The following is a 26119-nucleotide window of genomic DNA, read 5'->3' as shown; positions in this document are numbered from 1 at the left end:
TGATTCACATGTACAACTAAACAGATTGATACTTCGTGAACCACCAGACTGCGTGGCTACGGTGCTTAAAAGCTGTGACGAATGCCAAGTCGCGCGACAACCTGCTTGCCCGTCGAGCTATCCACGATGTTGTCGATGTCGGCCACGGCGCTGCCGCCTTGCGAGTTCACGCCTCGCGCGTCCTGGTAGCCAACCGCAACGTACAGCATCGTGCGCTTCGAGAGATCGTACGAAGTACGCATGTAGAACTGGTTCGAGTGCTGGTTGCCGACCTTCGTGCCGTCGGTCTTCGTCACGCCAGCCGAAGTCTGGTAGTTCCAGCCCACTGCCGTCGAGAAGAAAGGCGTCCACATGTACTGGGCACCCAGATCGAAGGTGTTGAACGTGACCGCTGCACCGTTGAATGCGGTCATATTGCCGAACTGGGCATTCGACCACGAGCCGGCGAACGTCCACGCGCCCTTCGTGTACTGCGCGGCCACCATCGCGATCTGGTATGACTTCGCGCTGGTGTAGCCGGCGTCCAGTTGATGGCTCAGCAGCGTGCCCGAGCCATTCGACGTGAACCAGCCCGTGCTGCTCGTCGGGCCGGTCGGATTCTTGAAGAACTCATAGGCCGCACCGACCTTCAGGCCCACGCCCGTATCGTATTGCGCGCCGAAGTTGTATTGCAGGCCATTGGTTATGTCACCCGCGACGCCGCCAAGGGCAAGCCCGCCGCCGAACGTCAGCCCCTTGATGTTCGGGCTCAGGTAGCGGATCGAATTGTTTTCGCGCAGGTTGATTGCGGCGTTGTCCAGGTCGCCCGCATGCATGGAGGCGCCGTTCGAGGCCAGCGAACCGGCATCCAGCACCATCGTGAAGTTGTAGACCGAATCGTACTGACGGCCCATCGTCACCTGACCGTATTGTGCGCTTCGCAGGCCGACGAAAATCTGACGACCCCACGTCAGACCGCCTTGGCCCAAGCCACCGGTCGGCAGGTTGATGCCCGATTCCAAGGTAAAGATCGTGTGAAGACCGCCGCCCAGATCTTCGTCACCACGGATACCCCAGCGCGACCCCGCCGTACCGGAGAGCGAATCCATGGCGAACTTCGAGCCGGCCGGCGTAACGGTGCCGTTTGCATTCGTCGTGCCGGTGTTGTTCGTGTACGTAAGAGCCTGGTCGAGAATACCGTACACCATCACCGAGCTTTGTGCGTGTGCCGCAGCGGCAAACGTTGCCAATGCGGCAGCAGCGAAAGTCTTTTTCATTGAATGTCTCCAATTTATTTCTATTAATTGAATTATCGAACACAACCGATACTCATCTGCAAGAGGCAAAGAGTTTGAAAAAGCGAGCTTTTTTCAACCTCTGGACAACAGCACTACAAAAAGCAAACCGAGCGCTTGAATCTATTTTTCACGCCATTAATTTTTTAAAACTCAAAAATTAACAAAAAAGTATGATCGATGTTCGCGACGCTTCTCTCAATGCGCGGCAGGTCCTTGACGACTTCGGTGTTCTCGCTCGAGCGGTTCGCATGCCGCATCAGGCGCTTTTCGCCTCCGCTGCCCCTTCCTATGGCCGCGAACATGTCTCGCTTCGAAAAAGCAGCGTTTCAGCGCGCCCCAATCAGGGTTTTCTGGAAACCAGCTGCGCCGATTACTGCGCCAGACCGCGAATCCCCGCGTTGAAGTTCACCATCGGCGACCCTGCATCGTCGGTAGTCGTCTTGCGGATCTTGCCCACGAACATCTCATGTGTGCCCAAGGTCGTCGTGTGGATGACGTCACACTCGACATTGGCCAACGCGTCAACCAGGATGGGAAGGCCGTCCAGACCCGAATCCCACTGCCCGTTGGCAAAGCGCGGGCAACCCTGCGGCTCCTTCAGGAACTTCGTCACCACGTCGTGGTGCGCCTGGCCCAGGATGTTGGCGACGAACCTGCCATTGGATTTCAGCGGCTCGAGCATGGATGAATCGCGGTGCACGAAGAAGCCGACCAACGGCGGCTCAGCCGAAATCGCCGTCAAGCTCGATACCACCATACCGTTCGGATTGGCGATATCTCCCGTCGTGATCGCGGACACGCCCGCCGGTAGCATGCGCATGGCCGCCTTGAAATCGTCGACAGAACTACCGGCCGAGGTCTCGTTGCGCACGATGTGAGCGCGAATCAGGCCGTCTTCGTTGACCCAGTTGAATTTCGTGGCGAAACCCACCATGGCTTCGAAGCCGGCTTCCCATTCAGCGTCCCCGGCCTTACCGGACAGGAATCGAATCACCTGGGGATTGACCCAGACGTGCTCGTCGTCAGCACGTTCGCCAACTCGCGCAATCGCCTGATTCAGCAGGGAGTCAGGCTGCTCGTCTACCAAGACTTCGAATTGCTTGAAGTGCGACGGCGCAATCAGAGTAATCGCACCACTGTTCGTCAAATGTAGACGCATAGCCGTAGTCTTTCTATTCCGTTCTTTTAAGCCGCGAGCTTGTCGTTGCGCGCCAGTTCCTTGCGCACTGCCGGGATGATCTTGTCGCCCCAGAGCTCGATCTGCTTGAGCATCGTCTTCTGGTCGCAGTCACCAAGCTGCGTTTGCAGCGCAATGTGGTTCGGCTTCAGGATGTCGATTTCCGTGAGCAGCTTGTCGATCACTTCATTCACCGAGCCGACCGGCAGATTGGCGCGGAGCTGGTCGAGCGTCATGTCGGCGGCGCACGGCGTTTCCTTGACGAGGTAACCGTCGTCCATGTCCATGCGACGATCCTTGAGCGATTCCGAAATACGACGCGCCCAGCGTGCCGAATCCAGATACGCATCGACTTCGGCCTTGCTGTCCGAAGCGAAGCCGCAGCGCAGGAAGCCGATCTTGGTCTTGCCGAGATCCTTGCCCAGTTCCGAGGCCAGCCCTTCCAGGCGAGCGCGCAAACCGCGCAGGGCGTCGGGGCCGCCGTGCAGAACCGTGGTGAACAGGTTCACGTTTTCGTTGAATGCGCGACCCAGCGTGCCGGGATTCATCGACGTGATCCAGAGCGGCACCTTTTCCTGCACCGTACGGATCGCAACCGACGTCGGCAGCATTTCGAAGTGCTTCCCCTTGTAGTCGAACACCTTCTCGTTCAGACCCTTGTTGAGGATGTCCCAGATCTCGTGGAATATCTCACCGCTGTTTGCGAGGTTGCAGCCGAAACGCTCGAATTCGAATTGCTGGTAGCCCGAGCCGATGCCCAGTTCGAGACGCCCTTCGGAAAGCGTGTCTGCCAGCCCGATTTCGGCGAGCAGGCGCGCCGGATGATACAGGGGCAGGATGCAAACTGCCGAGCCCAGACGGATCTTCGTCGTCTTGGCCGCTGCGTGCGCAATCGTCATCAGGGGCGACGGCGAGAGCGAGTAGTTGTTGAAATGGTGCTCGGCATACCAGGCGGCGTCGAAGCCCGCTTGCTCGGCCACGACCGTTTGCTCGATCGTATTGTGAATGACGCTCTGCGATGTCTGAGCGTAGCTGCGCTGCTGCGCGAGAAGAAATACGCCGAATTCCACGATGGCATCTCCGTTGTAATGATAGGTGGATTACTGGCTGGAGCTTAATCTGGAGCGGATTCTAAGCAGTTCAGCAACCCTCACACAACCCAGAGAATGTCTCGTTCTGTATTGCGGATTTGACATCAATACTCACGCGATTGCGGCGCTTCTGTGTAGTAAAGTAGCCTCGCCCATGGAGGGATATATCCGATCCAGATTCGGCATTAACCCCAATGGTTGAGCAGTGCGCTTCCTGTATATGGCACGTTGCGGCCCGGTTTGCCTGATTCGGCAAACGGGCTCATGGAGTGAGACTTTAGACAGATAAAACAGGACGACAATGAACGGACTGATGCAACAACGGCAGCTCCTGATCTCCGATTTGATCGAGCACGCGGCCAGCAACCATGGCGATCAAGAGATCGTATCCAGCCTGGGCGACGGCAATATCCATCGCTATACCTGGTCTGCCGCTCGTGGCCGCGCGAAGCAGGTTGCAAATCTCGTCCAGTCACTGGGTGTGGCCGTAGGTCAGCGTGTCGCTACGCTCGCCTGGAATACGCACCGCCACCTCGAACTCTACTATGGGGTTTGCGGCACTGGCGCAGTCCTGACGACCGTGAACCCGCGCCTGTTCACGGAACAGATCGTCTACATCCTGAATCATTCCGGGAGCACGCATGTGTTCTTCGACGTGAGCCTGGCAAAGCTCGTGGCGGAGATCGCGCCGCAGTGCCCGAATATCAAAGGCTTCATTGCGCTGTGCGAAGCCGGCCAGATGCCTGACCTCGCTGTTCCCGGCCTCGCCTGCTACGAGTCGCTGATGGCCGGGTGCAGTGACGTCTATGCCTGGCCGCAACTCGACGAAAATAGCGCGTCGTCCATGTGCTATACGTCGGGCACGACGGGCAAGCCCAAGGGTGTTCTGTATAGCCATCGGTCAACCGTACTCCATGCGATGGCCACCTGCATGGCCGACAGCTTTGCCATCAGTGCCCGCGACAGCATCCTTCTGATCGTCCCCATGTTCCATGTGAACGGTTGGGGCATCCCGCATTCGTCGGCAATGGCCGGTGCCAAACTCATTCTGCCGGGCTCGCAACTGTCTGGCGAGAACGTGTACTCGATGCTTCGCGACGAGAAGTGCACCGTTTCCTGCGGCGTCCCCACCGTCTGGCTGTCGCTGCTCGAGTACGCGGAGAATGTGGACCCGGACCAGCGTCGTCGCGACATCGTAGCGACCCGCGTCCTCTCGGGAGGGTCTGCCGCGCCCCGACGCATTATCGAAAAGTTCGAGCAGTATTTCGGTGTCTACTTGTGTCAGGCATGGGGTATGACCGAAACGAGTCCTGTCGTGACCGTGAACGTTCCGCTATCCAGGCACGACAACCTGACGCTCGATGAGCGCTTCGACCTTCAAATGCTTGCTGGTCGTCCGCTGCCCGGCACCGAAATCGCGATCTTCGACGACGAGGGCAACCGCCTTCCCCATGACGGTCACACCACCGGTCAATTGAAAGTGCGCGGCCCCTGGATTGCCCGCGCCTATTACAACCGCGAGGACGACGCATGGGACGCGAACGACTGGTTCGCAACCGGCGACATGGCAACGTTGAACGCCGACGGCTACCTCAAGATCACGGATCGCGCGAAAGACGTCATCAAGTCGGGGGGTGAATGGATTTCGTCGCTGGACCTGGAAAGCGCGGCGCTCAGCCATCCTGCAATTGAAGAGGCGGCTGTTATCGGTCTGCGCCACTCGCACTGGCAGGAGCGCCCGCTGCTCATCGCGGTGAAGCGCAACGGCATGGATGTGACGGCTGAAGCCATGCTGGAGCACATGCGTAATCACGTTGCGAAGTGGTGGCTTCCCGATGACGTGGTCTTCGTGGATGCCCTCCCGCACACAGCAACCGGGAAGCTCTACAAGCTTCCGCTGCGCAAGCAATTCGAGAGTTTCAGGTTCTCGACCGATGTCGAAAATGCTTAAGGATATGGCTATGCAGGCCCAGAAAACTGTTCTTGTTACGGGATCCGCTTCCGGTATCGGTTATGCGACCGCCATGCGCTTCGCCAAAGATGGCTGGCGCTGTGTGCTGGTGGATTACCAGGCTGAAGCGTTGCAGGGTTTGATCGAAAAGATACCGCAGGCGGGTGAGCCGCACTTGATTCGCGTCGTCAATCTGATGGAGTCCACCGAAATCGCGGCACTGGCCGCGGATATGCCGCATCTCGACGCGATCATCAACAATGCGGGCATGTCGGACAGCACGCAATTGCCGCTCACGGCAATGACGCAAGAACAGTTTGCGCCCCTCGTCCGTCTGAATCTGGATGCGCCCCGCCTGATTTTCCAGGCGCTGGAAGCGAAGCTCAAGCCGCATGGCCGCGTCGTCAATGTCTCGTCGGGCGCCGGGCTGCATGCGATCCCGTTCCGTGGCGCCTACTCGCCCACGAAGACCGGCGTTATCGCATTCACGAAAGCGCTCGCCCATGCTCGTCCGGATCTCGGCGTGACGGCCCTGTGCCCGGGTTTTGTCCGCACGGAAATCGTGCGCCGCCTGATTGAATCGGGCCGTCTCGATCCCGCTCGCGCCGCTGGCAAGACCCCGCTCGGTCGTATTGCCGAGCCGGTCGAACTGGCCGAAGCCCTGTTCTTCCTGGGCAGCGAAGGCGCTCGCCCGCTCTCCGGTTCCGCTGTGTCGGTGGACGGTGCGGCTTCGGTGTACGGAGGGTCCGTCCAATGCGCTCCGGCCGAATATGACGTCCTGGCCATGGATACGGAAACGACCATCGCCGTCGTGGGTAATGCCCCGGACTCCAGCCAAAACTGGATGTCGCTACAGACCGAAAATAAGGACGCCAGGTACCAATCGGTTATTGACGCATCCGTGCTGAACGCACCGGATGGCCAGCGCCTGAACGCGGCACATGAAGCGGCAAAGCGATTCGCTCAATCCCATACGCAAAACGCAAGCCTGACGCTCCTGCTCCCCACGCAGACCAACGACTGGGCGACCTGCGGTGACGAAGCGGCAGCACGCATGTTCGTCGCGGCACAGGCTTGCGAATGGGGCTCGAAGGGTTTGCGCATCAACTCGCTCGAAGTCCACGCGCATACCCCGGTCGCCGAGGTGCAGCCCATCGCCTGCTACATGGCGAGCGCGGCGGCGCAATTCCTGACCGGCCAGTCGTGGACGATAGCGCGCTAAATCGCGGGTATTCAATAAAAAATGGAGACGCGGATGGAGCAGTCGGTGGAACAAAAACGGATCAAGGACAAGTTCATTGCCGCACGCGGATACTGGCGCCCCTGGACCGATACCATTCTGAATCTCCATCCCGCCTTCCTTGAGCGGTATGCGGATTATGCGGGTCAGCCTGCAAGGAAAGGCCCGCTCAGCCCCCGGATGGTGGAACTTGTTTATGTGGCGCTCGACGCTTCATCGGCTCACATGTACGGGCCGGGTCTGACGACCCATCTCAAGGGGGCATTGAATGCGGGTGCAACACCTTTTGATGTGCTCGACGTGCTGCATCTGGTGGCCATGCAGGGGCTGGAGGCCGTTTATGCCGGCACTGCGATTCTTGCCGAGGAACTTGGCGCCCAGAAGCCGGACAACAGCCAATCCAACGGCGTTCCGATTGGTGACGAATTCAAGGCCGCTCATCCGGTCGCTGCCTCATTGATCGAAGACCTCGCGCGGTTCGATGCAGAGTACGCGCAGGTGGTAATGGACTTTATTGAATTTGGCGGCACGGGCAAAGGTTTGAGCGATAACGAACGCCTGCTCGTTCAGATCGCATTGAATGCATGCTTCACCGCGTTTAATCCCGAAGCTGTGCGCCTCCATATTCGCGCCGCTTTGAACAAGGGCATTCCTGCATCGGAGATTCTCCAGGTTATTCAGCTTGGCGCGCATCTTTCCGTGCATGGCACTGCCTTGGGCGCAATCTCACTTAACGAAATCATCGAATCCGCCGAGGGGCAAGGTCATGAGTCACAGTGAAAATTCCATGTCCTGGCTGGGCTTCTCCGGACGGACTTGCGTAGTCACCGGCGGTGCGGGCGGTATCGGCTCGGAAACGGCGAGGCAAATGGCGGCTGCGGGCGCGAAAGTCGCGATCCTGGATCGGACCAGCGAAATCTGCGCTGACGTCCTCAACGACATTCTGCTGGCTGGCGGCACCGCGATCGCCGTCGGCTGTGATGTATCTGACGCCGCTTCTGTTGCGCTTGCCGCCGAGACGGTGTTGCGCGAACTCGGCCCCGCTCAAGTTCTGGTCAACAACGCAGGTATCGGCGGCGGTGGCCGTGTCGCCCTGCTCGATGCGTCGCTCGAAGAATGGCAGCGTCTGCTGTCAATCAATCTGACGGGCGCTTTCCTCTGCGCACAGGCATTCGGCGCTCAAATGCGCGATGCGGGCAAAGGCGGAACCATGGTGCATGTTGCATCGATTGGCGGGGACATCGCCATTCCGAAGGGCATTGCCTATAGCGTGAGCAAAGCCGGCGTCCTGATGCTCTCCAAACAGCTTTGCCTGGAGCTCGCCCAATATGGCATTCGCAGTAATTGCGTGAGTCCTGGCCTGGTACGCACGCCAATGAGCGAGGCTTATTACCAGGACGAAAGCCGTTTGCGCGCACGCAATGAGGCCGTACCCAGTGGCCGGATTGCCACCTCAATTGACATGGCAGAGGCGATTCTCTTTTTGGCCAGCGATCGATCCAGTTACGTCAATGGCGAGGATCTATTGATCGATGGCGGTTTGAGCCAGGTTGTCATGGCAAACATTCCGCGCGTCTGATTCATCGTATGCGCAGTACCCGCACTTAACAAAGGAATTAGGAAAATGGAATTCAATACCCTCCTCGTTGAGATCAAGGACAAGATCGCACTCGTTACGCTCAACCGTCCGGAAAAGCGCAACGCCCAGAACGCCGAAATGCGCAATGACATCATCGACTGTTTCGACGTGCTCGGCGCGCGTGACGACGTGTCGGTCATCGTTGTGACGGGTGCGGGTTCCGCGTTCTCGGCGGGCGCCGACATCAGCGATCGCAAGGACCTCTCGCAGCCTGGCGCGTTCCCGAAACATCACCGTGTCGTCCGTGAATCGGCGTATGCGATCCGCGAATGCCCGAAGCCCATCATTGCCGCCATCAACGGCGCGGCCATGGGCGCCGGCTTCGGCATCGTGATGAACTCGGACATCTGGGTTGCGTCGGAAGACGCATATGTCTCGATGCCGGAGATCAACGTCGGCCTGGCGGGCGGCGTCTCGTTCCTGAACCGCATTTTTGGCCAATCGCGCGCCCGCCGCATGTTCTACACGGGCATGAAAGTCACGGGTCGTGAACTGTTTCGCCTCGGCCTCGTGGAAGCGTGCACGACGAAGGAAGAACTGCTGCCCTTCGCGATGGAAATCGCCCGCGAAATCGCTTCGAAGTCGCCCATCGCGTTGCGTCTCGCGAAGGAAGCGGCGCGCATGACCGAAAACATGCCGCTGCGTGAAGCCTATCGCTACGAGCAGGGCAACACCGAATTCCTGTCGAAAACCGAAGACTCGAAGGAAGCGCAACGCGCCTTCCTCGAAAAACGCGCTCCGGTGTACGTGGGCCGCTAATCAACCGGACAGTTAAACGATCTGTGGCGACGAAACCAAATCTGGTTTAGTCGTCCTATTCGATTGCATAGAGTTAATCATGAGTGAAATGGATCAAGCGCGGGACGAAGCATTCTATGCTGTGTTTCGCAAGGAAATCGCCGACTATATCGAAGCCAATGTGCCCGCCGAAGTGCGCGCCGCAACGCGCGCAAACAAGAAGCTGGGCCGCAAGCTCCTGAGCCAATACACGGCGGCGATGGCCAAGGGCGGCCTCGGCTATTCCGCGCCGGGCTGGAGCAAAGCGTTCGGCGGTCCGGGTTGGGATGTCATGCAGCGCCTGATCTTCGAAGAAGTGACGGCGGCAATGGACTGTCCGCAGTTGTATCACCACGGCATTGGCCACATTGGTCCCGTGATCCAGGCATTCGGCACCGACGAGCAGAAAGCACGCTTCCTGCCGCCGATCATCGACGGTTCGGAATGGTGGTGCCAGGGCTATTCGGAACCGGGCGCCGGCTCCGATCTGGCCTCCCTCAAGACCGCTGCTGTGCTGGACGAAGCCGGTGAGCATTACATCGTCAACGGCCAGAAGATCTGGACGTCGCACGCCCAGGAAGCGGACATCATGTACACGCTCGTGCGCACGAGCAACGAAGGCAAGCGTCAGGAAGGCATCACCCTGCTCCTGATCCCGATGAACACGCCGGGCATCGAAGTTCGCCCGATTCACACGATTGACCAGTGGCACCACGTCAACGAAGTGTTCCTGAAGGACGTCAAGGTGCCGGTGTTCAATCGCATCGGCGCCGAAGGCCAGGGCTGGTCGTACGGCAAGTTCCTGCTCGACCGCGAACGTCTGAGCCCGGCACTGATGCCGCGCCTGCTCCGTCACGTTCAGCAAGTGACCGAACTGGTTCAGGACAAGATCAAGGAAAAGGGCGCCACCCCGTCGCTGCTGAAGGCACTCGACCGCTTGCTCGAAGTCGAAGCCGGTACATACGGTACGCGTGAAATCCTGCTGTCGGCAATCAAGGAGGACATGGCCGGCACGCTTCAGTCGTCCAAGTCTTCCGCGCTGAAAATGGCGTGCTCGAAGCAGAGCCAGGAAGTGACGTCGATTGCAATGGACGTGCTCGGGCCCGAGTACGCTGCTCGCCTCCTCCCGCTGCTGCCGCTGGCAACGACGGAAGACGAGTTGAACCTCGAACGCAACTTTGTCCATACGTACCTGTTCTACCGTTCGCGTACGCTCGCGGGCGGCTCGACCGAAGTCCAGAAGAACATCATCGCCAAGTCGATCATGGGCGCGGGCTATGCGGTGAGCAACATGTTCCAGGGCGACATGTTCGACTCGTCGGCGCGCCTCGCCGCTGCGGCTGAAACGCAGAAGGGCAACGCCGTCGAAGGCAAAGCCTCGGGCAAGTGGCAACAAGCCCTCGGACTGGGCTGGCAGTCGGTTCTGGTTTCGGAAGACAACGGTGGCGTCGGCGCGACGCTCACGGACCTCGCAGGCATCGTTGAAGCGGCCTCGCGTTACACGAACGTGACGCCGTTGGTCGAGCGTTGTGCCGTGGCGCCGGTTCTTCTCGAAGCAGCGGCCGCGGCACCGATCGTCGGTCCGGTGCTTGAGCAACTGCTGAGCGGCGAAGCTTCGGTGTCGCCGGTTCTGCAATCGAAGTCGGGCGCGCCTCTCCAGGCGGCTACGGTCAGCCTGGAAGGCAACGTGCTGCGCGGCGCGATCCGCGGTTCGAACGAAAGCGAACCTGCAACGCACCTCGTCTTCAACGCGTCTACCGCAGACGGTCAGGCTTTGGTGCTGATCGCGCGTTCGCGTCTGGCTGATCGCGCCCGGTTCTTCGGTGGCATCGACGGTACGGTGATCGTCGATTACGCGGTGGACGGCCTCGAAGTCAGCGACGACGAAATCGTTCTGGTCGGCGCGGCGGCTAACGTCGCGGTCAACCAGGCGCTGCAAATCGGCGCACTGCTGTCATGCGTCCAGATCGTCGGCGCAGTCGGCGCCAAGGTCGAACAGACGATCCAGTACCTCAACGACCGCGTGCAGTTCGGCAAGCCGCTGGCTGTCCACCAGGTGCTTCAACACAGCGTCGTGGATTGCTATGTGGCCTACGAAGGCATCAAGGGTCAAGTCGCTCGCCTGATCGAAGGCTTCAACGGTAGCGATGACTGCGCGATCGACCGCCTGGTCGTGCTGACCAAGATGTTCTGCGCGGGCGTTGCCAAGGACGTTGGCCACGCGGTTATCCAGATGCACGGCGGCATGGGTATGACGGTCGAAATGCCTGCAACCCAGCTCTGCATGCAGTCGCGCACCGCAGCGGAGCGGTTCGGCAACCGTAGCCAATGTCTCGATTGGCTCGTCGCACAAGTCTGAGCCCGACTTGATTCAGGCTCCCCGGCGTGACCGGGGAGCACTCGACCTTATTCGAATACCATGACCTCTTCTACTCTCAGCGCATTGTTTGACGCAAAATCGGTGGCCGTTATCGGCGCCTCGTCGGATCCCGACCGTATCGGCGGTCGCGTACTGCGGTTCCTTCGCGAATCCGGCTATCAGGGCACATTGTTCCCGATTAACCGCAGCGGTTCGGAAATTCAGGGGCTCCCCGCGTACCCGTCGATCCTCGACACGCCCGAAGTTCCGGATCAAGCGATCATCGTGGTACCCACCGGCGGCGTGGAATCGGCATTGCGCGATGCAATCCAGAAGGGTGTCAAGTCCGTGGTCGTCCTGACCGCGGGTTTTGCCGAAATCAACGCGGAAGGCCGCGCCGTTCAAGACCGTATGGCCGCGATGTGCAAGGCCTCGGGCGTTCGCATGGTCGGTCCGAACTCGCTCGGTCTGCTAAACGTTGAATCGCGCCTGTTCTCGACGTTCTCGGTCGTGCTCTACGGCATCAGCCCGAAGGCCGGCAATATCGCGCTGGCTACGCAGTCGGGCGCCTTCGGTTCGGCTTTGTACGGCGCGGCCACGCTGCGCGGCATGGGCTTCAGCAAGATCGTGGCCACGGGCAACGAAGCCGACGTCGATGTCGCCGAAGCCATCGACTATCTGGCTGAAGATCCGGGCACCAAGGTCATCATGGCCGCGCTTGAATCGGCCAAGGACGGTCAGAAACTGCGTCGTGCCCTGCTGAAAGCCGCCAAGGCTCAAAAGCCGGTCATTATCATGAAGGTCGGTCGCTCCGAACTCGGCGCCGCCGCTGCGGCAACCCACACGGGTTCGCTGGCCGGCAACGACGCGGCCTACGACGCCGTTTTCGCCGAGTGCGGCGCGTATCGCGCCCAGTCGCAGGAAGCAATGCTGGACGTCGCGTACCTGATCTCGACCACAGGTCATCTGCCGGTCAACAACGAACTGGGCGTTCTCACGTCGTCGGGTGGCATTGGCGTGATGGTCGCAGACGCATGCGGCGATTCCGGCCTCACGATGCCGGCCCTGCCTGAAGCCGCCAGAACGGCGATGCTTGAACTGCTGCCGTTCGCCGTCGCGGCGAATCCGCTGGACGTGACCGCCCAAATCACATCGGTCAAGAACGGCACGGTCCGCGCTCTGGACATCATGCTCTCGAACAGCAGCTATGGCACCACGCTGGCGTATCTGGCGTCGGCGGGCCTGGCGCCTGCATCGTTCAAGACCAATTACGAGCAGCCGTTTACCGAGCTCAAGGCCCGGCACCCGGAACGCGACGTCATCGTGGTCACGCTCTCCGTGCCCGAAGTTGACCGCGAGCTTGAAAAAATCGGCATTCCGGTCTTCAACGACGCAACGCGCGCCACGCTGGCACTGGGTGCGGCCGCAACGATCCGCGCACGTTGGGCGAACCTCTACGAACCGGCCGAAGCAAAGCGCGAGGCGTATAAGCTGGGCGACGTGAGCACCGAAGCCCTGGCCAAGGAAGCATTGGCCGAAGCCGGTCTGCCGGTGCCGCAAGATGTCCTGGCCATCAACGCCGATGCTGCGGTTGCCGCTGCCGATGCAATGGGCTACCCCGTGGTGCTCAAGATCGTGAGCCCGCAAATCGTGCACAAGACCGAGGTGGGCGGCGTCATTCTGAACGTCAAGAACGCCGACGCCGTACGTGCAGCCCACCAGCAGATCCTGGACAGCGTGCATGTCCACGTACCTGACGCACAGATCGACGGCATCCTCGTGTGCCCGATGATCGTAGGCGGCACCGAAATGATCCTCGGGGTGAACAACGACGCAACCTTTGGCCCGATGATTCTCGTGGGCGCCGGTGGTGTCAATACCGAACTGTACAAGGACGTGTCCCTGGTCTCCGCTCCCCTCACGCAAGCGCGCGCGCGTCAGGCGATCGACAAGGTGAAGGCTACGGCACTCCTGAAAGGCTGGCGTGGTTCAGCGCCCAAGGACATGGACGCACTGGTCACGGCAATGGTCAAACTCTCGGACTTCGCGATGAATCATCCGGAAGTCATGAGTGTGGACGTCAATCCGCTTGTCGTGCGTGAAGCCAGTGCCGCAGTGCTCGACGCTGTGATCATCAAGCATCCTGAAGCGGCGCTTTAAGCCGTGTACGTGGCCGGGCGACCCGGCCACCATCCCACCCACGCCAGGAATGACATGAGCCAATCTGAAATTCCGAATCAAGCCATGCAAGACCTGCTTGACCGCGAAGCGATTCGCGAATGCCTCTATCGCTATTGCCGTGGCGTGGATCGAGGCGACGAGATTGCGCTGCGCGCGACCTACTGGAAGGACGCCACGGACCGCCACGGCCCCTATCAAGGTACGGCTTCGGGATTCTGCGACTGGGCGATGGAATCGCTCAAAACCGCCGGCCGCATGATTCATATGATCGGCAACATCATGATCGAATTACACGGCGACCGTGCACTGGCCGAAAGCTATTTCCACGCTGTTCAGGAAGACCGAAAAATCGCGAATACGCCCACGGAAGTTGTTCTCTATGGGCGCTATATCGACCGTTTCGAGAAGCGCGGCGGCGAATGGAAAGTCGCGGCGCGCACCGTCGTCTACGACTGGAGCCGCTCGACGCCCATCGAAGCCACTACCGAAACCGAAATGTTTGGGACGGCTCGTCGTCCGTTGGGCTCCCGCTACCCGACGGATACGCTCTATGAAGTTCGCGCCGATATTCTGGCGCTGAATGCGGCTGAAGTAGAAGGCACCGGCAAGAAAGCATCATGACAAATCATTCTATTGACGTTATCGGAACTTCCCGCGACGCCCTGGGCGAGTGCCCGCTGTGGGACGATCGCAAGCAGATTTTGTACTGGATCGATTCCCACGCACGCCTCGTGAAAGCGCGTGATCTGAAAGCCGAATCCCTGCGCGAATGGGAACTGCCTTCACAGATCGGCTCCATAGCCTTGTGCGAAAGCGGTCGTCTTCTCGTCGCACTCGCCGACAGGTTCTGCTTTCTCAATCCCGAAACCGGCGACGTCACGCACTTTGTGGATGTGGCGCATCCCGCTCCGAACATGCGGCTCAACGACGGTCGTGTTGATCGTGCAGGCCGCTTTGTTGTTGGCTCGATGGCGCTCGGGCGCCGGGAGCCGGTGGGCGAACTGTATCAACTCGACGGCCAAGGCAATCTGAAGGTTCTGGAAACGGGGATTTGCGTCACCAATTCCACCTGCTTTAGTCCCGATGGCAAGCATCTTTACTTCTCGGACAGCCTGAGCCACCAATTGCGCCGTTATCGCTATGACTCGGCGTCCGGCGCCATTAGCGAACGGACGCTGTTCGTGGACACGACGTCACTGAAGTCGGGCCCAGACGGCGCCACGATCGACACACAGGGCAACCTTTGGGCGGCAATGGTCATCTCGGGCCAGTTGGCCCGGTTTTCTCCTGACGGCCGGCTGGATCTGCTGATCGATCTGCCTACGGTCTATCCGACCTGCCCCGCTATTGGCGGTCCGGATTTCGACACGATCTTCGTCACCTCCATCAGCAACAGCGGCAATGCGTTGAAGAGCGAGAACCCGAACGCAGGCGCTGTGGTTGCGATTACGGGTACGGGTGCACGTGGCCTGGCCGAATGCCGGTTTAACGATCTTTAATCAGGAATTGAAATGACGAAGCAACTGGAAGGCAAAGTCGCACTCGTAACAGGCGGCGCACAGGGTATCGGTCGCGGCATTGTCGACAAATTCATCGCCGAAGGCGCGGTCGTCGGCATTCTGGATCGCGATCTGGAAAAAGCGCAGGCCGCCGTCGATGAAATCAAGGCGCAAGGCGGCCAAGCCTATGCTTTCGGTGGCGATGTGGCAAAACGCGAAACCATTTTCAATGCCGCGGGTGGTCTGGTCGAACAAGCGGGCCGTTTCGACGTCATGGTCAGCAATGCCATGTGGGTTCGTTATGCCCCGGTATTGGAGATCACGGAGAAAGACGTGTCGATGATGACCGGCACGGGGTTTAACTCCGTTGTCTGGGGCATCCAGGCGGCGGCTGAATACATGAAGGAAGGCGGATCAGTCGTCAATATCGCGTCCTCGTCGGGCTTTATCGGATTGCCCAAGGCCCTGATCTACTGCGGCGTCAAAGCCGGTGTTCTGGGCCTGATGCGCAGCGCCGCTGCCGAATTGGGTCCGCGTGGCATTCGCGTCAATTCGGTTGCGCCTGGCTATACGGAAACGGAGGGCGTGGTCAAGAACGTCAGCGAAGAAACGCGCAAAATCCGCCAGGCCAAGACGCCAATGCCGCGTTTGGGCAAACCCGAAGACATCGCGAACGCTGCCTGCTTCCTGGCTTCGGACCAAAGCGCGTTCGTGAACGGCGAATGCGTCCGCGTTGACGGCGGATCGGCAATTGCCTACCTGTAAGCGATAACCGTTCTCTCCCGCTGTTCCGCGCTGTAATGAAGCACCGGTGGTCATGCAGGTCATGACCACGAGTCAAAAAAATAATTAGAGCGATATTGGAGATACATGAGCAGCGATAACATCCTCGAAGCGCGAGGCCTCTCGAAGGAATTTCGTGGGTTTCATGCGGTGAAAGAAGTCGATTTGAATATCAAACGACACTCGATTCACGCATTGATCGGTCCGAACGGGGCCGGTAAGACGACGTGCTTCAACCTGTTGACGACGTTTCTTAGACCCACTACGGGTGTGATCCGTTTTAACGGCCGCTCCATCGAGAAAAGCAATCCTGCTCAGGTCTCCAATATGGGCCTCGTGCGCAGCTTCCAGATCAGTGCCGTGTTTGGCACCATGACGGTGCTGGAAAACGTACGAATCGCGTTGCAGCAACGAAAGACACGCTGGAGCTATCAATTCTGGCGCAGTCAGCATGTGCTCCGCGCGCTGGACCAGCGCGCCCGCGAATTGATCGACCTGGTCGAGTTGACGCCCTGGCTCGACGTCAAGGCTGCGAATCTGTCCTACGGCCGCAAACGGGCACTCGAACTCGTGACCACGATTGCGCTCGATCCGGAATTGATTCTCCTGGACGAGCCGATGGCCGGCCTCGGGCATGAGGACATCGAACCCGTGACGCAACTGATTCAGCGCGTAGCCCAGGGCCGCACGATTCTGATGGTTGAGCACAACATGAAAGTGATTGCGCAACTGTGCGACCGCGTGACCGTTCTGCAATCTGGCGAGATATTGGCCGAAGGCACTTACGATGAAGTGTCCACGAACCCCGCAGTTGTGGAAGCTTATGTGGGGGGCGCCGATGAGTGACCCAAAACTGACGCTCAAGATTGAGAATCTCGCGGCATTCTATGGCGAAACCCGCGCGCTCCACGGCGTGTCGCTCGAAGTCCGCGAAGGCGAAATCGTGTGCCTGTTGGGCCGCAATGGGGCCGGCAAGACCAGTATCCTGCGCTCGATTATGGGCATCCAGGTACGTCGGGAAGGCTCGATCAAGATCAACGGCGTCGAAAGCGCGAAATTGACCTCCGACGGATGCGCCAAACTCGGGGCCGCCTACTGCCCCGAGGAGCGCGGGATCTATTCATCGCTCACCACGAAAGAAAATCTGCTGTTGCCGCCGGTTCTGAAACCTGGCGGCCTTTCCGTGGCCGAGATCTACGCATTGTTCCCGAACCTGAAGGCCCGGGAAAACAGTATCGGCACCCAGCTCTCAGGCGGCGAGCAGCAGATGCTGGCCATGGGCCGGATTCTGCGAACAGGTGCGAAGTTCCTGCTCCTGGACGAGTGCACGGAAGGCCTGGCGCCGGTAATCGTCAAACGCATTGGCGAAACGATTCGTGGCCTTCGTGAGCGCGGTTTCACGGTTTTGATGGTGGAGCAGAATTTCCGCTTCGCTTCGAAACTCGCGGATCGTTTCTACGTGATAGAAGAAGGTCACGTCGTTGACGAATTCAGCCGCCAGGCAATCGAAAAAGATCCGTCACGCGTTGAAGCGCTGCTCGGCGTCTAAGCATGGCCAAAAGTAAAATATTGGAGATTTCGCTGTGGACATGATCTTCGGTGTGCCCACTGCCGCATTGGCGGGTCAAACGCTGGTCAGCCTGATTAACGGGGCGTTCTACGCCATGCTGAGTCTCGGCCTGGCGATTATTTTCGGCATCCTGCGCATCGTCAACTTTGCTCACGGTGCGCAATACATGCTGGGGGCCTTCCTCGCGTGGTTCATGCTCGACCGCTTCGAGATCAGCTATTGGTGGGCGCTTGTCGCCGCTCCGGTCGTTGTCGGCCTCTTCGGCATCTTGATCGAGCGCGTATTCCTGCAACACCTGTACAAATTCGATCACGTCTATTCGCTGCTCTTGACAATCGGCATCGCACAGATCGTTGAAGGCTTGTATCGCGTTCGCTATGGCGTGAGCGGCAATCCGTATCCGAATCCGATGTCGGGCGGCTTCGACATCGGCATCAGCTATCTCCCGGCCTATCGCGTATGGGTTGTGGTCGCGGCAGCGGTCGTGTGTTTCGCCACCTGGTTCTTCATTGAACGCACCAAGATCGGCTCGTACATGCGCGCCGCGAATGAGAACCCGGCCCTGCTCCGAACCTTTGGCGTCAATGTGCCGATCATCCTGACCCTGACCTATGGATTGGGCGCCGCATTGGCCGGTTTCTCCGGCGTGATGGCCGCGCCCATCTATCAGGTTGGCCCCGAGATGGGCGAGAGCCTGCTGATCGTCGTCTTCGCGGTTGTCGTGACCGGCGGCATGGGTTCGTTGGGCGGCGCCATCATCACGGGCTTCTTGTTCGGGCTGATCGAAGGTATGACCAAGCTTTTCTTCCCGAGCGCAGCCGGCGTCATTCTGTTCGTGCTCATGATTCTGACGCTGTTGCTGCGTCCAGATGGTCTGTTCGGCCGCCGAGCCTAAGGATCGCCATGAAAAAATATTCACCTGTTGTGTTTGTGCTCGCGGCCATCGTCTTGCTGGGCGCGCCGTTCGTGGCCTATCCGGTCTTCCTGATCGACCTGCTCACTGCAACGCTGCTGGCCGCGTCCTTGAACTTGCTGATCGGCTACGTTGGGCTTTTGGCATTCGGTCAAGCCATGTTTTATGGCACGTCCTGCTATATCACGGCCTATGCCTTGAAGTTCTGGGGTCTGGATGCGGTACCTGCGATCCTGCTCGGTGTGGCGGTGGCCGCTGTGCTGGGCTTTCTTACCGGCGTACTGGCGATTCGCTGTCAAGGTATCTATTTTTCGATGATCACATTGGCATTCGCCCAATTGATCTATTTCGTCGCGCTCCGCATTCCGGATCTCGGTGGTGACAACGGTCTTCAGGACGTGCCTCGTTCGCCGTTGTTCGGGCTCATCGACACGACCTCCAACCTGCGCATGTACTATGTGGCGCTAGGCCTTGTCGTCCTCGCCATGTGGTTCATCTATCGGATCGTGCACTCCCCGTTCGGGCAGGTGCTGAAAGCCATTCGCGATAACGAACCGCGAGCCGCGTCGCTCGGCTATCACGTCAATCGCTTCAAGCTGATTGCGCTCACTATTTCTGCCGCGCTAGCCGGTCTCGCCGGGTCGATCAAGGTCATGGCGCTTCAGTTGGCAACCCTCACCGACGTCAGCTGGGCGACCTCGGGTGACGCGCTCTTGATTTGCGTTGTCGGCGGTCTCCAGACTTTGGTGGGGCCGGTGATCGGCAGCATCGTGATCGTTTCGATTCAGCACTATCTGGCGTTTGCCTCGGAGTGGGTGCCCGTCATCCAGGGTGCTGTATTCATCGTCATTGCCATGCTTTTTCGCAAGGGCATTGTCGGGACGTTTTACGCCTGGCGTGATCGGCGTCGCGAACGTCAAACTGAGACGATCAAAGAAGTCGCTTTTGTCGAGGCTGGCAGTGGAAATCCCTAGCCAAATTGAATTGCGCCATAACCGGCCAAACGCTAGTATGTTCGCATTACTAATAATATAAATTCCTGCGCTGATTAAAGTACAGGACATCATTTACAAAATCTGGTTGGAGACACAGGATGAGTTTGAAGAAGGCGATTTGTGTGGGCGTCACAACGCTGTTCGGCGTTGGCGCTGCCGGACTGGCGCAGGCCGATCAAGCACCGATCCGTATCGGCTACATCGCAGACCAGACCGGCCCGTACGCGGGTAACGGCGGGCCGGGCGCCGCTATCGCGATCCGCATGGCGATCGAAGACTTCGGCGGCAAACTGCTGGGCAAGCCCATCGACCTGCGCGTCGCGGACGACCAGAACAAGCCCGACGTCGGCACGGGCATTGTGCGTGAGTGGATCGAACACGATCACGTGAATGCGGTGCTCTCCGGCTCCGGCTCGGCCATCGCGTTGGCCACGTCCAGTCTGACGAAGAAATATCAGACGCCCCTGCTTCTGATCGGTCCGCGCACGCCGGACTTGACGAACAAGGCATGCTCGCCGATGAACGTCCAGTTCACGTTCGACACGTACACGATGGCGAAAGCGGGCGTCAAAAATCTGACTTCGCAGGGCCTGAAGACGTTTTTCTTCATCACTGTCGATTATAAGTTTGGGTCTGACATGCAGGCCGACGCCGAAAAGTACGTGACCCAGTTCGGCGGCAAAGTTCTTGGCTCGGTCAAGCATCCGCTTGGCACGACCGACTTCTCGTCGTATTTGATGCAGGCGCAAGCTTCGGGCGCACAGGCCATTGTGCTGCTGAGTGCGGGTTCGGATCTGGACAACGAACTGAAGCAAGCCGCGGAATACCGCATCACCAAGAACGGCCAGAAGATCGCGATCTTCGGCATGACGGAACATGACCTGATGGCGATGGGTCTGGAAGAAACGAAGGACCTGACGTTCCCGGTGCCCGCCTACTGGGATGAGAATGCGCAAACGCGAGCTTTTTCGAAACGCTTCCAGGCTCGCAACAACGGCGTGATTCCAACGTATATGCAGATCGAGGCCTACTCCGCCATGTCGCACTACCTGAAGGCCGTCACGGCCGCAGGCACGCTCGACGGCCCCGCAGTGATAGGCAAAATGAAGGCGATTCCTGTGAACGACTTCTCGATTAAAAACGCATCGGTTCGTGCTGACGGCCAAGTCGCATTCCCGATGTATACCGTCGTGGTGAAGTCACCCGCCGAGTCGAAATCCAAATACGATTATTACAAGATTGGCGGCCCGCTGAACGCCGAAGATATTTACCGCCCCCTCACTGAAAGTAACTGTTATCTGGCCGAAAACAAGTCAATTTAAAAAGGCCATCCACATTTTGTAGAACCGGGAAGCCCTTAAACAGGCACCGTTCAACATAAAGAATTAGCAGCGTGGTCATGGAGCCAATGACCACGCCGCTATTCGCGCTTCTCATTCGTAGGTAAAACGGGATTAGGACATGAAAACCCTTGACGTACAGTCGTTCATTGACGAACGGCCACTTAACCTCTTCCACCTGATTTTGTTTGTACTGTGTTTCCTGACTATTGTTCTCGATGGTCTGGACACGAGCGCGATGGGCCTGATCGCGCCGGCGCTGATTAAAGAATGGGGCGTGACCAAATCTGATTTGGCCCCGGTACTTTCGGCGGCACTGATCGGTATTGGCATCGGTGCTGCCTTTGCCGCTCCTGTCGCAGACCGTATCGGTCGTCGTTCCGTGCTGGTGGCCAGCGTGGCCTTCTTCGGCGTTTTCAGCCTCGCCGCCGGTTACAGCACCAACGTCACTGAACTTCTGTGGGCGCGCCTCCTGACCGGCGTGGGGCTGGGTGCGGCGATCCCGAACTGCGCGACCTTGATGTCGGAATATGTGCCGACGCGCATGCGCTCGATGGCCGTGAACTTCATGCTCTGCGGTTTCGCCTTTGGCGGCGCGGTCACGGGCCCGTTGGCCAAAGCCGTGATTCCGGCCCATGGCTGGCAAGGCTATCTGATCGTCGGCGGTATCGCACCGATCGTTGTCGCGGTCCTGCTCGCCCTGACCCTGCCCGAATCGGTTCGCTACCTGGCCGCCAAAGGCAATAATGACGACCGTATTGCCAAGGCGCTGATGAAGCTCGCACCTGGCACCGATTTCACCGGCGTCAAGTTCGTGACCGACCAGGCCGTTCAGGTCAAGCGCAAAGGTCTGCCGGTTAGCGAACTGTTCAGCAGCCAGTTGGCCATGCCCACGATCCTGATCTGGATCGCTTATTTCTGCTCGCTGGTCACGCTCTACGTGTTCCAGATGTGGCTCCCGTCGATCATGCAGGCAGACGGCCACGCGCTGGCGGACATGGCCGACATGATGATGAACTTCAACCTGGTCTCGGCGGTCGGCATCTTCCTGTCCGGTATCCTGATGGACCGCTTTGGCCCGCTGCGCGTGATCTCCGGTTACTTCGCGATCTGCACGCTGGCCGCTCTCGTGGTCGGTATTACCGGCGCGCACGGTAGCAGCCTGGTCATGCTCCTGATGCTGGTTGCGATGACCAACAACGGCGCCTGTTCCTCGATGTCGACGCTGGCAACCCAGATGTACCCGACGTCGTCGCGCGTGACCGGCGCCGCCTGGATGCTCACGATTGGCCGTTTCGGCGGTGTCGCCGGTACGTTCCTCGGCCCGGTTCTGCTGAGCATGGGTTGGACCATGACCGCAATCGTCGCATGGGTTGCGGTTCCGGCAGTGCTGGCTTCGCTCTCGATCATCTTCATCGGGATCAAGATTCCAACGCTCCTGCGTCGCTATCAAGGCGCTGCTGCGTCTTTCCACTGATCAATAGAAGATCTGTTTTGCACTACCGACAAATCCGCTGTTCCTCGACGGCGGATTTGTGTTTTTTCTGGTTACGTTATTCCGAAATGTGCAATAATCAGTCTTTATCGAAAGTCAAAAGGTGAGTCGTCGTGGACCGACTTCGTGCGATGGAATTCTTCCTTTCCATCTCCAGAAATAAAAGTTTTTCAGAGACTGCGCGTCAATTCGGCATCGCCCCTGCCTCTGTTTCGAGAATGGTTCTGGATCTCGAGAATGATCTGAAGGTCAAACTGTTCACCCGCACTACCCGCAATGTCGCTTTGACCGAAGCGGGGCTCGAATATGCAAAGCATGTCGAAGGTATTCTGCGGCGCATTGAAGATGCGCATCGGAGCATCACTTCCATCACCACCGCCCCCTCGGGAACGCTGCGCGTTCACTCGCGCGTGATGTTCGGCCTGGGCGTGCTGCCTACGCTGATCAGCGAATTCTCCAAGCTGTACCCGGACATTCAAGTCGAATTGGTGCTGAGTGAAAGCCCCGCCGATCTGAGCAAGGATCAGATCGATATTGATTTCCGGATTGCACCGCCCGTTGAATCGGGGATCAAGCGCAGAATTCTCTTCAGGAGTGACCGCTATCTGGTCGTGTCTCCTGGTTACTTCTTTGGCCGGAACAAGCCCGCCTCACCGGAAGAACTGAAACTTCACCGATGTGTCGCCTATTCCAAACCGGGAAATGGCTATTCCTGGCGATTCCGTAAAGACAATGTTGAAACCGAAGTCGCGTTTCAGCCCTGTCATGTGAGCAATAACGGTATTGCCCTGCTCGAATTCGCGCGCATGGGTGAAGGCATTGTTCTTCTGGATGACTACACCGTGCATAAGGACCTCATGAGCGGAAGGCTGGTGCGTCTGCTCCCCGAATATCAGGTCACCAATTCCTCATTCGAAGACGGTATGTACGCGACGATTATCGATTCTCCGTCCATCCCGACCAAGATCCGCCTGTTTCTGGACTTCGTCGCTTCCCGCGTCTCCGGCTCGGAACTCAGGTTCTCCGCTTACGAGTCCCACGAAGTGAGGACCGCTACGAACGGGCAATGATAAGACCGGCCAGGCGCCCTGCACTACCCCTGGTTTTGATGATTCAGCCTTGGATTTTCGTTGAAAATCGGCCAATCCGGCCGCGGTAGAATCACTTGTGCCCTAGAGGCCATAAATCAAGATCAATTACTGGAGTAGACGCATGAGCGCAGACGTGCAAGAAACCGCCCAAAATACGGTGACCCTGGAGGTTCAGGACGGCGTGGCCCTGGTCACGCTCAATCGCCCCGAGGTCAAGAACGCGCTGTCGCGGGCCATGCGTCGTCGTCTCATTGCCGTATTTGACGAGATCAGTCTTCGCGACGATATTCGCTGCGCGGTTCTGACCGGTGCCGGGTCTGCCTTTTGTGCTGGCGCGGACCTGCGCGACCGCCCGGACCCTGACGTCCCCGGTGACTTTCTCGATCACAACCGTTGGACGCGCGAAACCGGCAATTCGATCAAAGAGTGCGCAAAGCCCGTGATCGCCGCCGTCAACGGCCCGGCGCTGGGTGCCGGTCTGGGCTTGATGGCCTCGTGCGACATCATGTACGCCTCGGAAAATGCGGTGTTCGCCATGCCGGAAATCAACGTCGGCCTGGCCGGCGGGGCGTCGATGCTGCGTACGTTGTTCGGTCGCTCGACCGTGCGTCGCATGTTCTTTACCGGCGATAAGTTGACGGCTCAAGATCTCCTTCGCCGTAACGTGCTGGAAGACGTGCTGCCCCCCGACCAGCTTCTGCCTCACGCCATGGAACTGGCTCGCCGCATTGCCAGCAAGTCCCCCATCGCGCTCGTCCAGGCCAAGAAGGCGGCCAACTTCACCGACCAGATGCCCCAGCGTGAAGCCTACCGTCACGAGCAGGACATCACGATGATGCTGGCCAGGACCGAAGACGCCAAGGAAGCCCGCATGGCGTTCCTGGAAAAGCGCGCGCCGGTCTTCAAGGGTCGTTAATCTATTAACCGGGAACAGAAAGCTACTATGCAACAAGATTTGGCTGGGCGTTACGCCCTCGTGACCGGAGCAGGCGCCGGCATTGGTAAAGCGACCGCTCTCAGGCTGGCAGCACGTGGCGCTATTGTCGGTGTCAACGATCTGAAGGAAGAACTGGTCAACGATACCGTCGAAGCCGTGATCGCCGCCGGCGGCCAGGCATTTCCGGTCGTGAAGAACGTCTCGACCCGCGAAGGCATCACCGAGGCCGTGAATGCGGTCTACGAAAAGGGCGGTCGTTTCGATATCCTGATTAGCAACGCGGCATGGGTTCGCTATCAATCGGTACTGGAAATCGCGCCCGAGACCGTCGATCGTATGCTCGACATCGGTTTCAAAGCGGTGATCTGGGGCATTCAGGCCGCGACGGCCGTCATGGACCCTCAACGCGGCGGCGCCATCGTCAATGTGGCATCGACGGCGGCGCTGCGCTCAGCCGCGAACTCCATCGTGTACTCGGGCATCAAGTCCGGTATCCTGGGGATCACGCGCGCGGCGGCGGCGGAACTGGGCGCCCGAAATATCCGCGTCAATGCGGTTTGCCCTTCCGCCGTTCCGACCGAAGGCACGGTTCGAAATCGCAATGAAGAACGTGATGCAAGGCGCGTGGCCACGACCCCGCTGGGCCGCCTGGGCAACGTCGATGATATCGCCAAGGCCATCGTGTATCTGGCCTCCGATGATGCGGATTTCGTGACCGCACAGTGGATGGCCGTCGACGGCGGAATCACCTTTACGAATATTTAAGCCGTCGTTTTGGCAGCAAATGAAAAAGCTCGCTCGCACGAGCTTTTTCTGTTTTCAGTATTCCTGAATACTTTCGTTTGCGATTTCGACAATTCATCCGGTTTCGTGTGATCGGAGAAGTCGCCGCGCACGAAAGACGCTCGAAATCACGATGAAGGAGCATTTGGGCCTGCACGGCAACGCGCCCAAATGCCCGGAGGTCATTTCAATCAAGCAGCCGCGCGTTACTGACTGGCGGCGGCAGCCGCACCTGCCTTCTTCTGCGCGTCTTGCAGGTTCTGCGGATAGTTCGGATCGATCTGTGCGGGCTTGTAGCCGGCGTCTTCAAGCTTCTTGAGTTCCGCGGTGTTCTTCGCGCGCGCGGCTTTGCGCTCCGCTTTGTGCTGCGCCTTCGCCTGTGCCTTCGCTTGCTTTTTCTGTTCCTTGGTAAGCGGCTGTGAAGCTGCGGCCTGGGCGACGGCCGGCGCACTCGCTTCCGTTTGTGCAAGCACGGGCGCGGCGGCGCCGATCAAAAACGCCGTGGTTGCAGCGGCGAGAGTCAGTTTGCCAATGGTTGGGTGCATCGATTCCTCTTTGATTGTTTTGAATGACTTTCCCTTGGCGAAACGCCAGGGCAAGCGGAGCGTTGCGCACGATGTGCGCATCACTCAATGTATACGATTCGCACTGAAGAGAATAGCGGGCGCTGACCCTGGCACGACGATGCAGCGTCTTGCGGTGCGCGTCACCGTTGGATTCGACAAGGCATTTTATGCAGTGCGCCCGCGATGGCACTTCCCCTTTATCGAATATTGAAATTCGTTGCGCGAGAAACTACATCACGATTTCGCCCTGCTCGATGGCGAGATTTGGCTGCGTCGTACCGTGCGTGTTCGGGCATCGTGTGAAACGCCTTTATCGCGTGGCCGAATAACCAATTAATAAATTCACTCAGCATGGCCGCGAGCGAGCCGTCACGTTTAACATGCCGACGATATTCGATGGGGTGGCGCCGCACGGGTCGCAGCTTGCCGGCCATTGCCCTGGACGCGGCCGATTC

At 58.9% G+C, this 26119-nt stretch carries 23 protein-coding genes and 1 pseudogene; 20 read left to right on the top strand and 4 right to left on the bottom strand.

Going from position 1 to position 26119, the window contains the following annotated elements; translation table 11 throughout:
* Positions 1-65: 65 nt before the first annotated feature.
* The 3 genes from C7402_RS10435 to C7402_RS10425 all read right to left on the bottom strand — a co-directional run bounded on the left by C7402_RS10435 (position 66) and on the right by C7402_RS10425 (position 3524).
* Positions 66-1256 (bottom strand): porin, encoded by a 1191-nt coding sequence (locus C7402_RS10435; protein WP_112170531.1) that lies wholly within the window; start codon positions 1254-1256, stop codon positions 66-68.
* Between the two features lie 391 nt (positions 1257-1647).
* Complete coding sequence (locus tag C7402_RS10430; protein WP_112170532.1) at positions 1648-2436, bottom strand: flavin reductase family protein; 789 nt, start codon at positions 2434-2436, stop codon at positions 1648-1650.
* A gap of 26 nt (positions 2437-2462) precedes the next feature.
* Positions 2463-3524 carry an LLM class flavin-dependent oxidoreductase gene (locus C7402_RS10425; RefSeq protein ID WP_116610587.1) on the bottom strand — a complete coding sequence of 354 codons (1062 nt, stop codon included), beginning with the start codon at positions 3522-3524 and terminating at the stop codon, positions 2463-2465.
* Positions 3525-3846: 322 nt separating this feature from the next.
* On the opposite strand from C7402_RS10425, the gene C7402_RS10420 reads away from it, so the two are divergent.
* From C7402_RS10420 to C7402_RS10330, 20 genes and pseudogenes are all read left to right on the top strand, one after another.
* Positions 3847-5496, top strand: coding sequence for a long-chain fatty acid--CoA ligase (locus tag C7402_RS10420; protein WP_116610586.1), 1650 nt, complete (start codon positions 3847-3849; stop codon positions 5494-5496).
* A 10-nt stretch (positions 5497-5506) separates the two neighbouring features.
* Positions 5507-6718, top strand: a complete 1212-nt coding sequence (locus tag C7402_RS10415; protein WP_116610585.1) for an SDR family NAD(P)-dependent oxidoreductase — start codon at positions 5507-5509, stop codon at positions 6716-6718.
* 33 nt (positions 6719-6751) lie between these two features.
* Positions 6752-7516, top strand: coding sequence for a carboxymuconolactone decarboxylase family protein (locus C7402_RS10410; RefSeq protein WP_116610584.1), 765 nt, complete (start codon positions 6752-6754; stop codon positions 7514-7516).
* The gene (locus C7402_RS10405; protein WP_208948924.1) at positions 7503-8315 is read left to right on the top strand and encodes an SDR family NAD(P)-dependent oxidoreductase; all 813 of its coding nucleotides are present in this window, start codon (positions 7503-7505) and stop codon (positions 8313-8315) included. Before C7402_RS10410 ends, C7402_RS10405 begins: the two co-directional genes overlap by 14 nt.
* Positions 8316-8360: 45 nt before the next feature.
* Positions 8361-9134: an enoyl-CoA hydratase/isomerase family protein gene (locus tag C7402_RS10400; protein WP_112170538.1), complete on the top strand. Its 774-nt coding sequence runs from the start codon at positions 8361-8363 to the stop codon at positions 9132-9134.
* Positions 9135-9222: 88 nt separating this feature from the next.
* Positions 9223-10425: pseudogene (locus C7402_RS48410) on the top strand (acyl-CoA dehydrogenase family protein); the annotation flags it as partial.
* A complete protein-coding gene (locus tag C7402_RS48405; RefSeq protein ID WP_482811988.1) occupies positions 10417-11511 on the top strand; it encodes an acyl-CoA dehydrogenase family protein in 1095 nt (364 codons plus the stop codon). The pseudogene C7402_RS48410 and the gene C7402_RS48405, both read left to right, overlap by 9 nt.
* Positions 11512-11571: 60 nt before the next feature.
* A complete protein-coding gene (locus C7402_RS10390; RefSeq protein WP_244314810.1) occupies positions 11572-13671 on the top strand; it encodes an acetate--CoA ligase family protein in 2100 nt (699 codons plus the stop codon).
* A 54-nt stretch (positions 13672-13725) separates the two neighbouring features.
* Positions 13726-14313, top strand: coding sequence for a nuclear transport factor 2 family protein (locus tag C7402_RS10385; RefSeq protein WP_112170539.1), 588 nt, complete (start codon positions 13726-13728; stop codon positions 14311-14313).
* Positions 14310-15191, top strand: a complete 882-nt coding sequence (locus C7402_RS10380; protein ID WP_116610581.1) for an SMP-30/gluconolactonase/LRE family protein — start codon at positions 14310-14312, stop codon at positions 15189-15191. The genes C7402_RS10385 and C7402_RS10380 overlap by 4 nt, the downstream gene beginning before the upstream one ends.
* 12 nt (positions 15192-15203) lie before the next feature.
* Positions 15204-15956 carry an SDR family NAD(P)-dependent oxidoreductase gene (locus C7402_RS10375; protein WP_116610580.1) on the top strand — a complete coding sequence of 251 codons (753 nt, stop codon included), beginning with the start codon at positions 15204-15206 and terminating at the stop codon, positions 15954-15956.
* Positions 15957-16061: 105 nt separating this feature from the next.
* Positions 16062-16820 (top strand): ABC transporter ATP-binding protein, encoded by a 759-nt coding sequence (locus C7402_RS10370; RefSeq protein WP_116610579.1) that lies wholly within the window; start codon positions 16062-16064, stop codon positions 16818-16820.
* On the top strand, positions 16813-17523 hold the full coding sequence (locus C7402_RS10365; protein ID WP_112170717.1) for an ABC transporter ATP-binding protein: 711 nt from the start codon (positions 16813-16815) through the stop codon (positions 17521-17523). The genes C7402_RS10370 and C7402_RS10365 overlap by 8 nt, the downstream gene beginning before the upstream one ends.
* A gap of 40 nt (positions 17524-17563) precedes the next feature.
* Entirely contained in the window at positions 17564-18439 is an 876-nt protein-coding gene (locus C7402_RS10360) for a branched-chain amino acid ABC transporter permease (protein ID WP_372460479.1), read from the top strand.
* 8 nt (positions 18440-18447) lie between these two features.
* Positions 18448-19431, top strand: coding sequence for a branched-chain amino acid ABC transporter permease (locus tag C7402_RS10355; RefSeq protein ID WP_116610577.1), 984 nt, complete (start codon positions 18448-18450; stop codon positions 19429-19431).
* A gap of 119 nt (positions 19432-19550) precedes the next feature.
* Positions 19551-20774, top strand: coding sequence for an ABC transporter substrate-binding protein (locus C7402_RS10350; RefSeq protein ID WP_116610576.1), 1224 nt, complete (start codon positions 19551-19553; stop codon positions 20772-20774).
* Between the two features lie 139 nt (positions 20775-20913).
* Positions 20914-22269: an MFS transporter gene (locus C7402_RS10345; protein ID WP_116610575.1), complete on the top strand. Its 1356-nt coding sequence runs from the start codon at positions 20914-20916 to the stop codon at positions 22267-22269.
* Between the two features lie 131 nt (positions 22270-22400).
* Complete coding sequence (locus C7402_RS10340) at positions 22401-23357, top strand: LysR family transcriptional regulator (protein ID WP_116610574.1); 957 nt, start codon at positions 22401-22403, stop codon at positions 23355-23357.
* A 142-nt stretch (positions 23358-23499) separates the two neighbouring features.
* Complete coding sequence (locus tag C7402_RS10335; RefSeq protein WP_116610573.1) at positions 23500-24294, top strand: enoyl-CoA hydratase/isomerase family protein; 795 nt, start codon at positions 23500-23502, stop codon at positions 24292-24294.
* A 27-nt stretch (positions 24295-24321) separates the two neighbouring features.
* A complete protein-coding gene (locus tag C7402_RS10330; RefSeq protein ID WP_116610572.1) occupies positions 24322-25080 on the top strand; it encodes an SDR family NAD(P)-dependent oxidoreductase in 759 nt (252 codons plus the stop codon).
* Positions 25081-25304: 224 nt separating this feature from the next.
* On the opposite strand, the gene C7402_RS10325 is transcribed toward C7402_RS10330, so the two are convergent.
* On the bottom strand, positions 25305-25643 hold the full coding sequence (locus C7402_RS10325; RefSeq protein WP_116610763.1) for a DUF4148 domain-containing protein: 339 nt from the start codon (positions 25641-25643) through the stop codon (positions 25305-25307).
* Positions 25644-26119 lie beyond the last annotated feature (476 nt).

The sequence above is a fragment of the Paraburkholderia unamae genome (genome assembly GCF_003096875.1).
GTDB classification, from domain to species: domain Bacteria; phylum Pseudomonadota; class Gammaproteobacteria; order Burkholderiales; family Burkholderiaceae; genus Paraburkholderia; species Paraburkholderia unamae.
The sequence above is the reverse complement of the archived record's forward strand: the minus strand, read 5'-3'. Positions and strand labels throughout refer to the sequence as shown.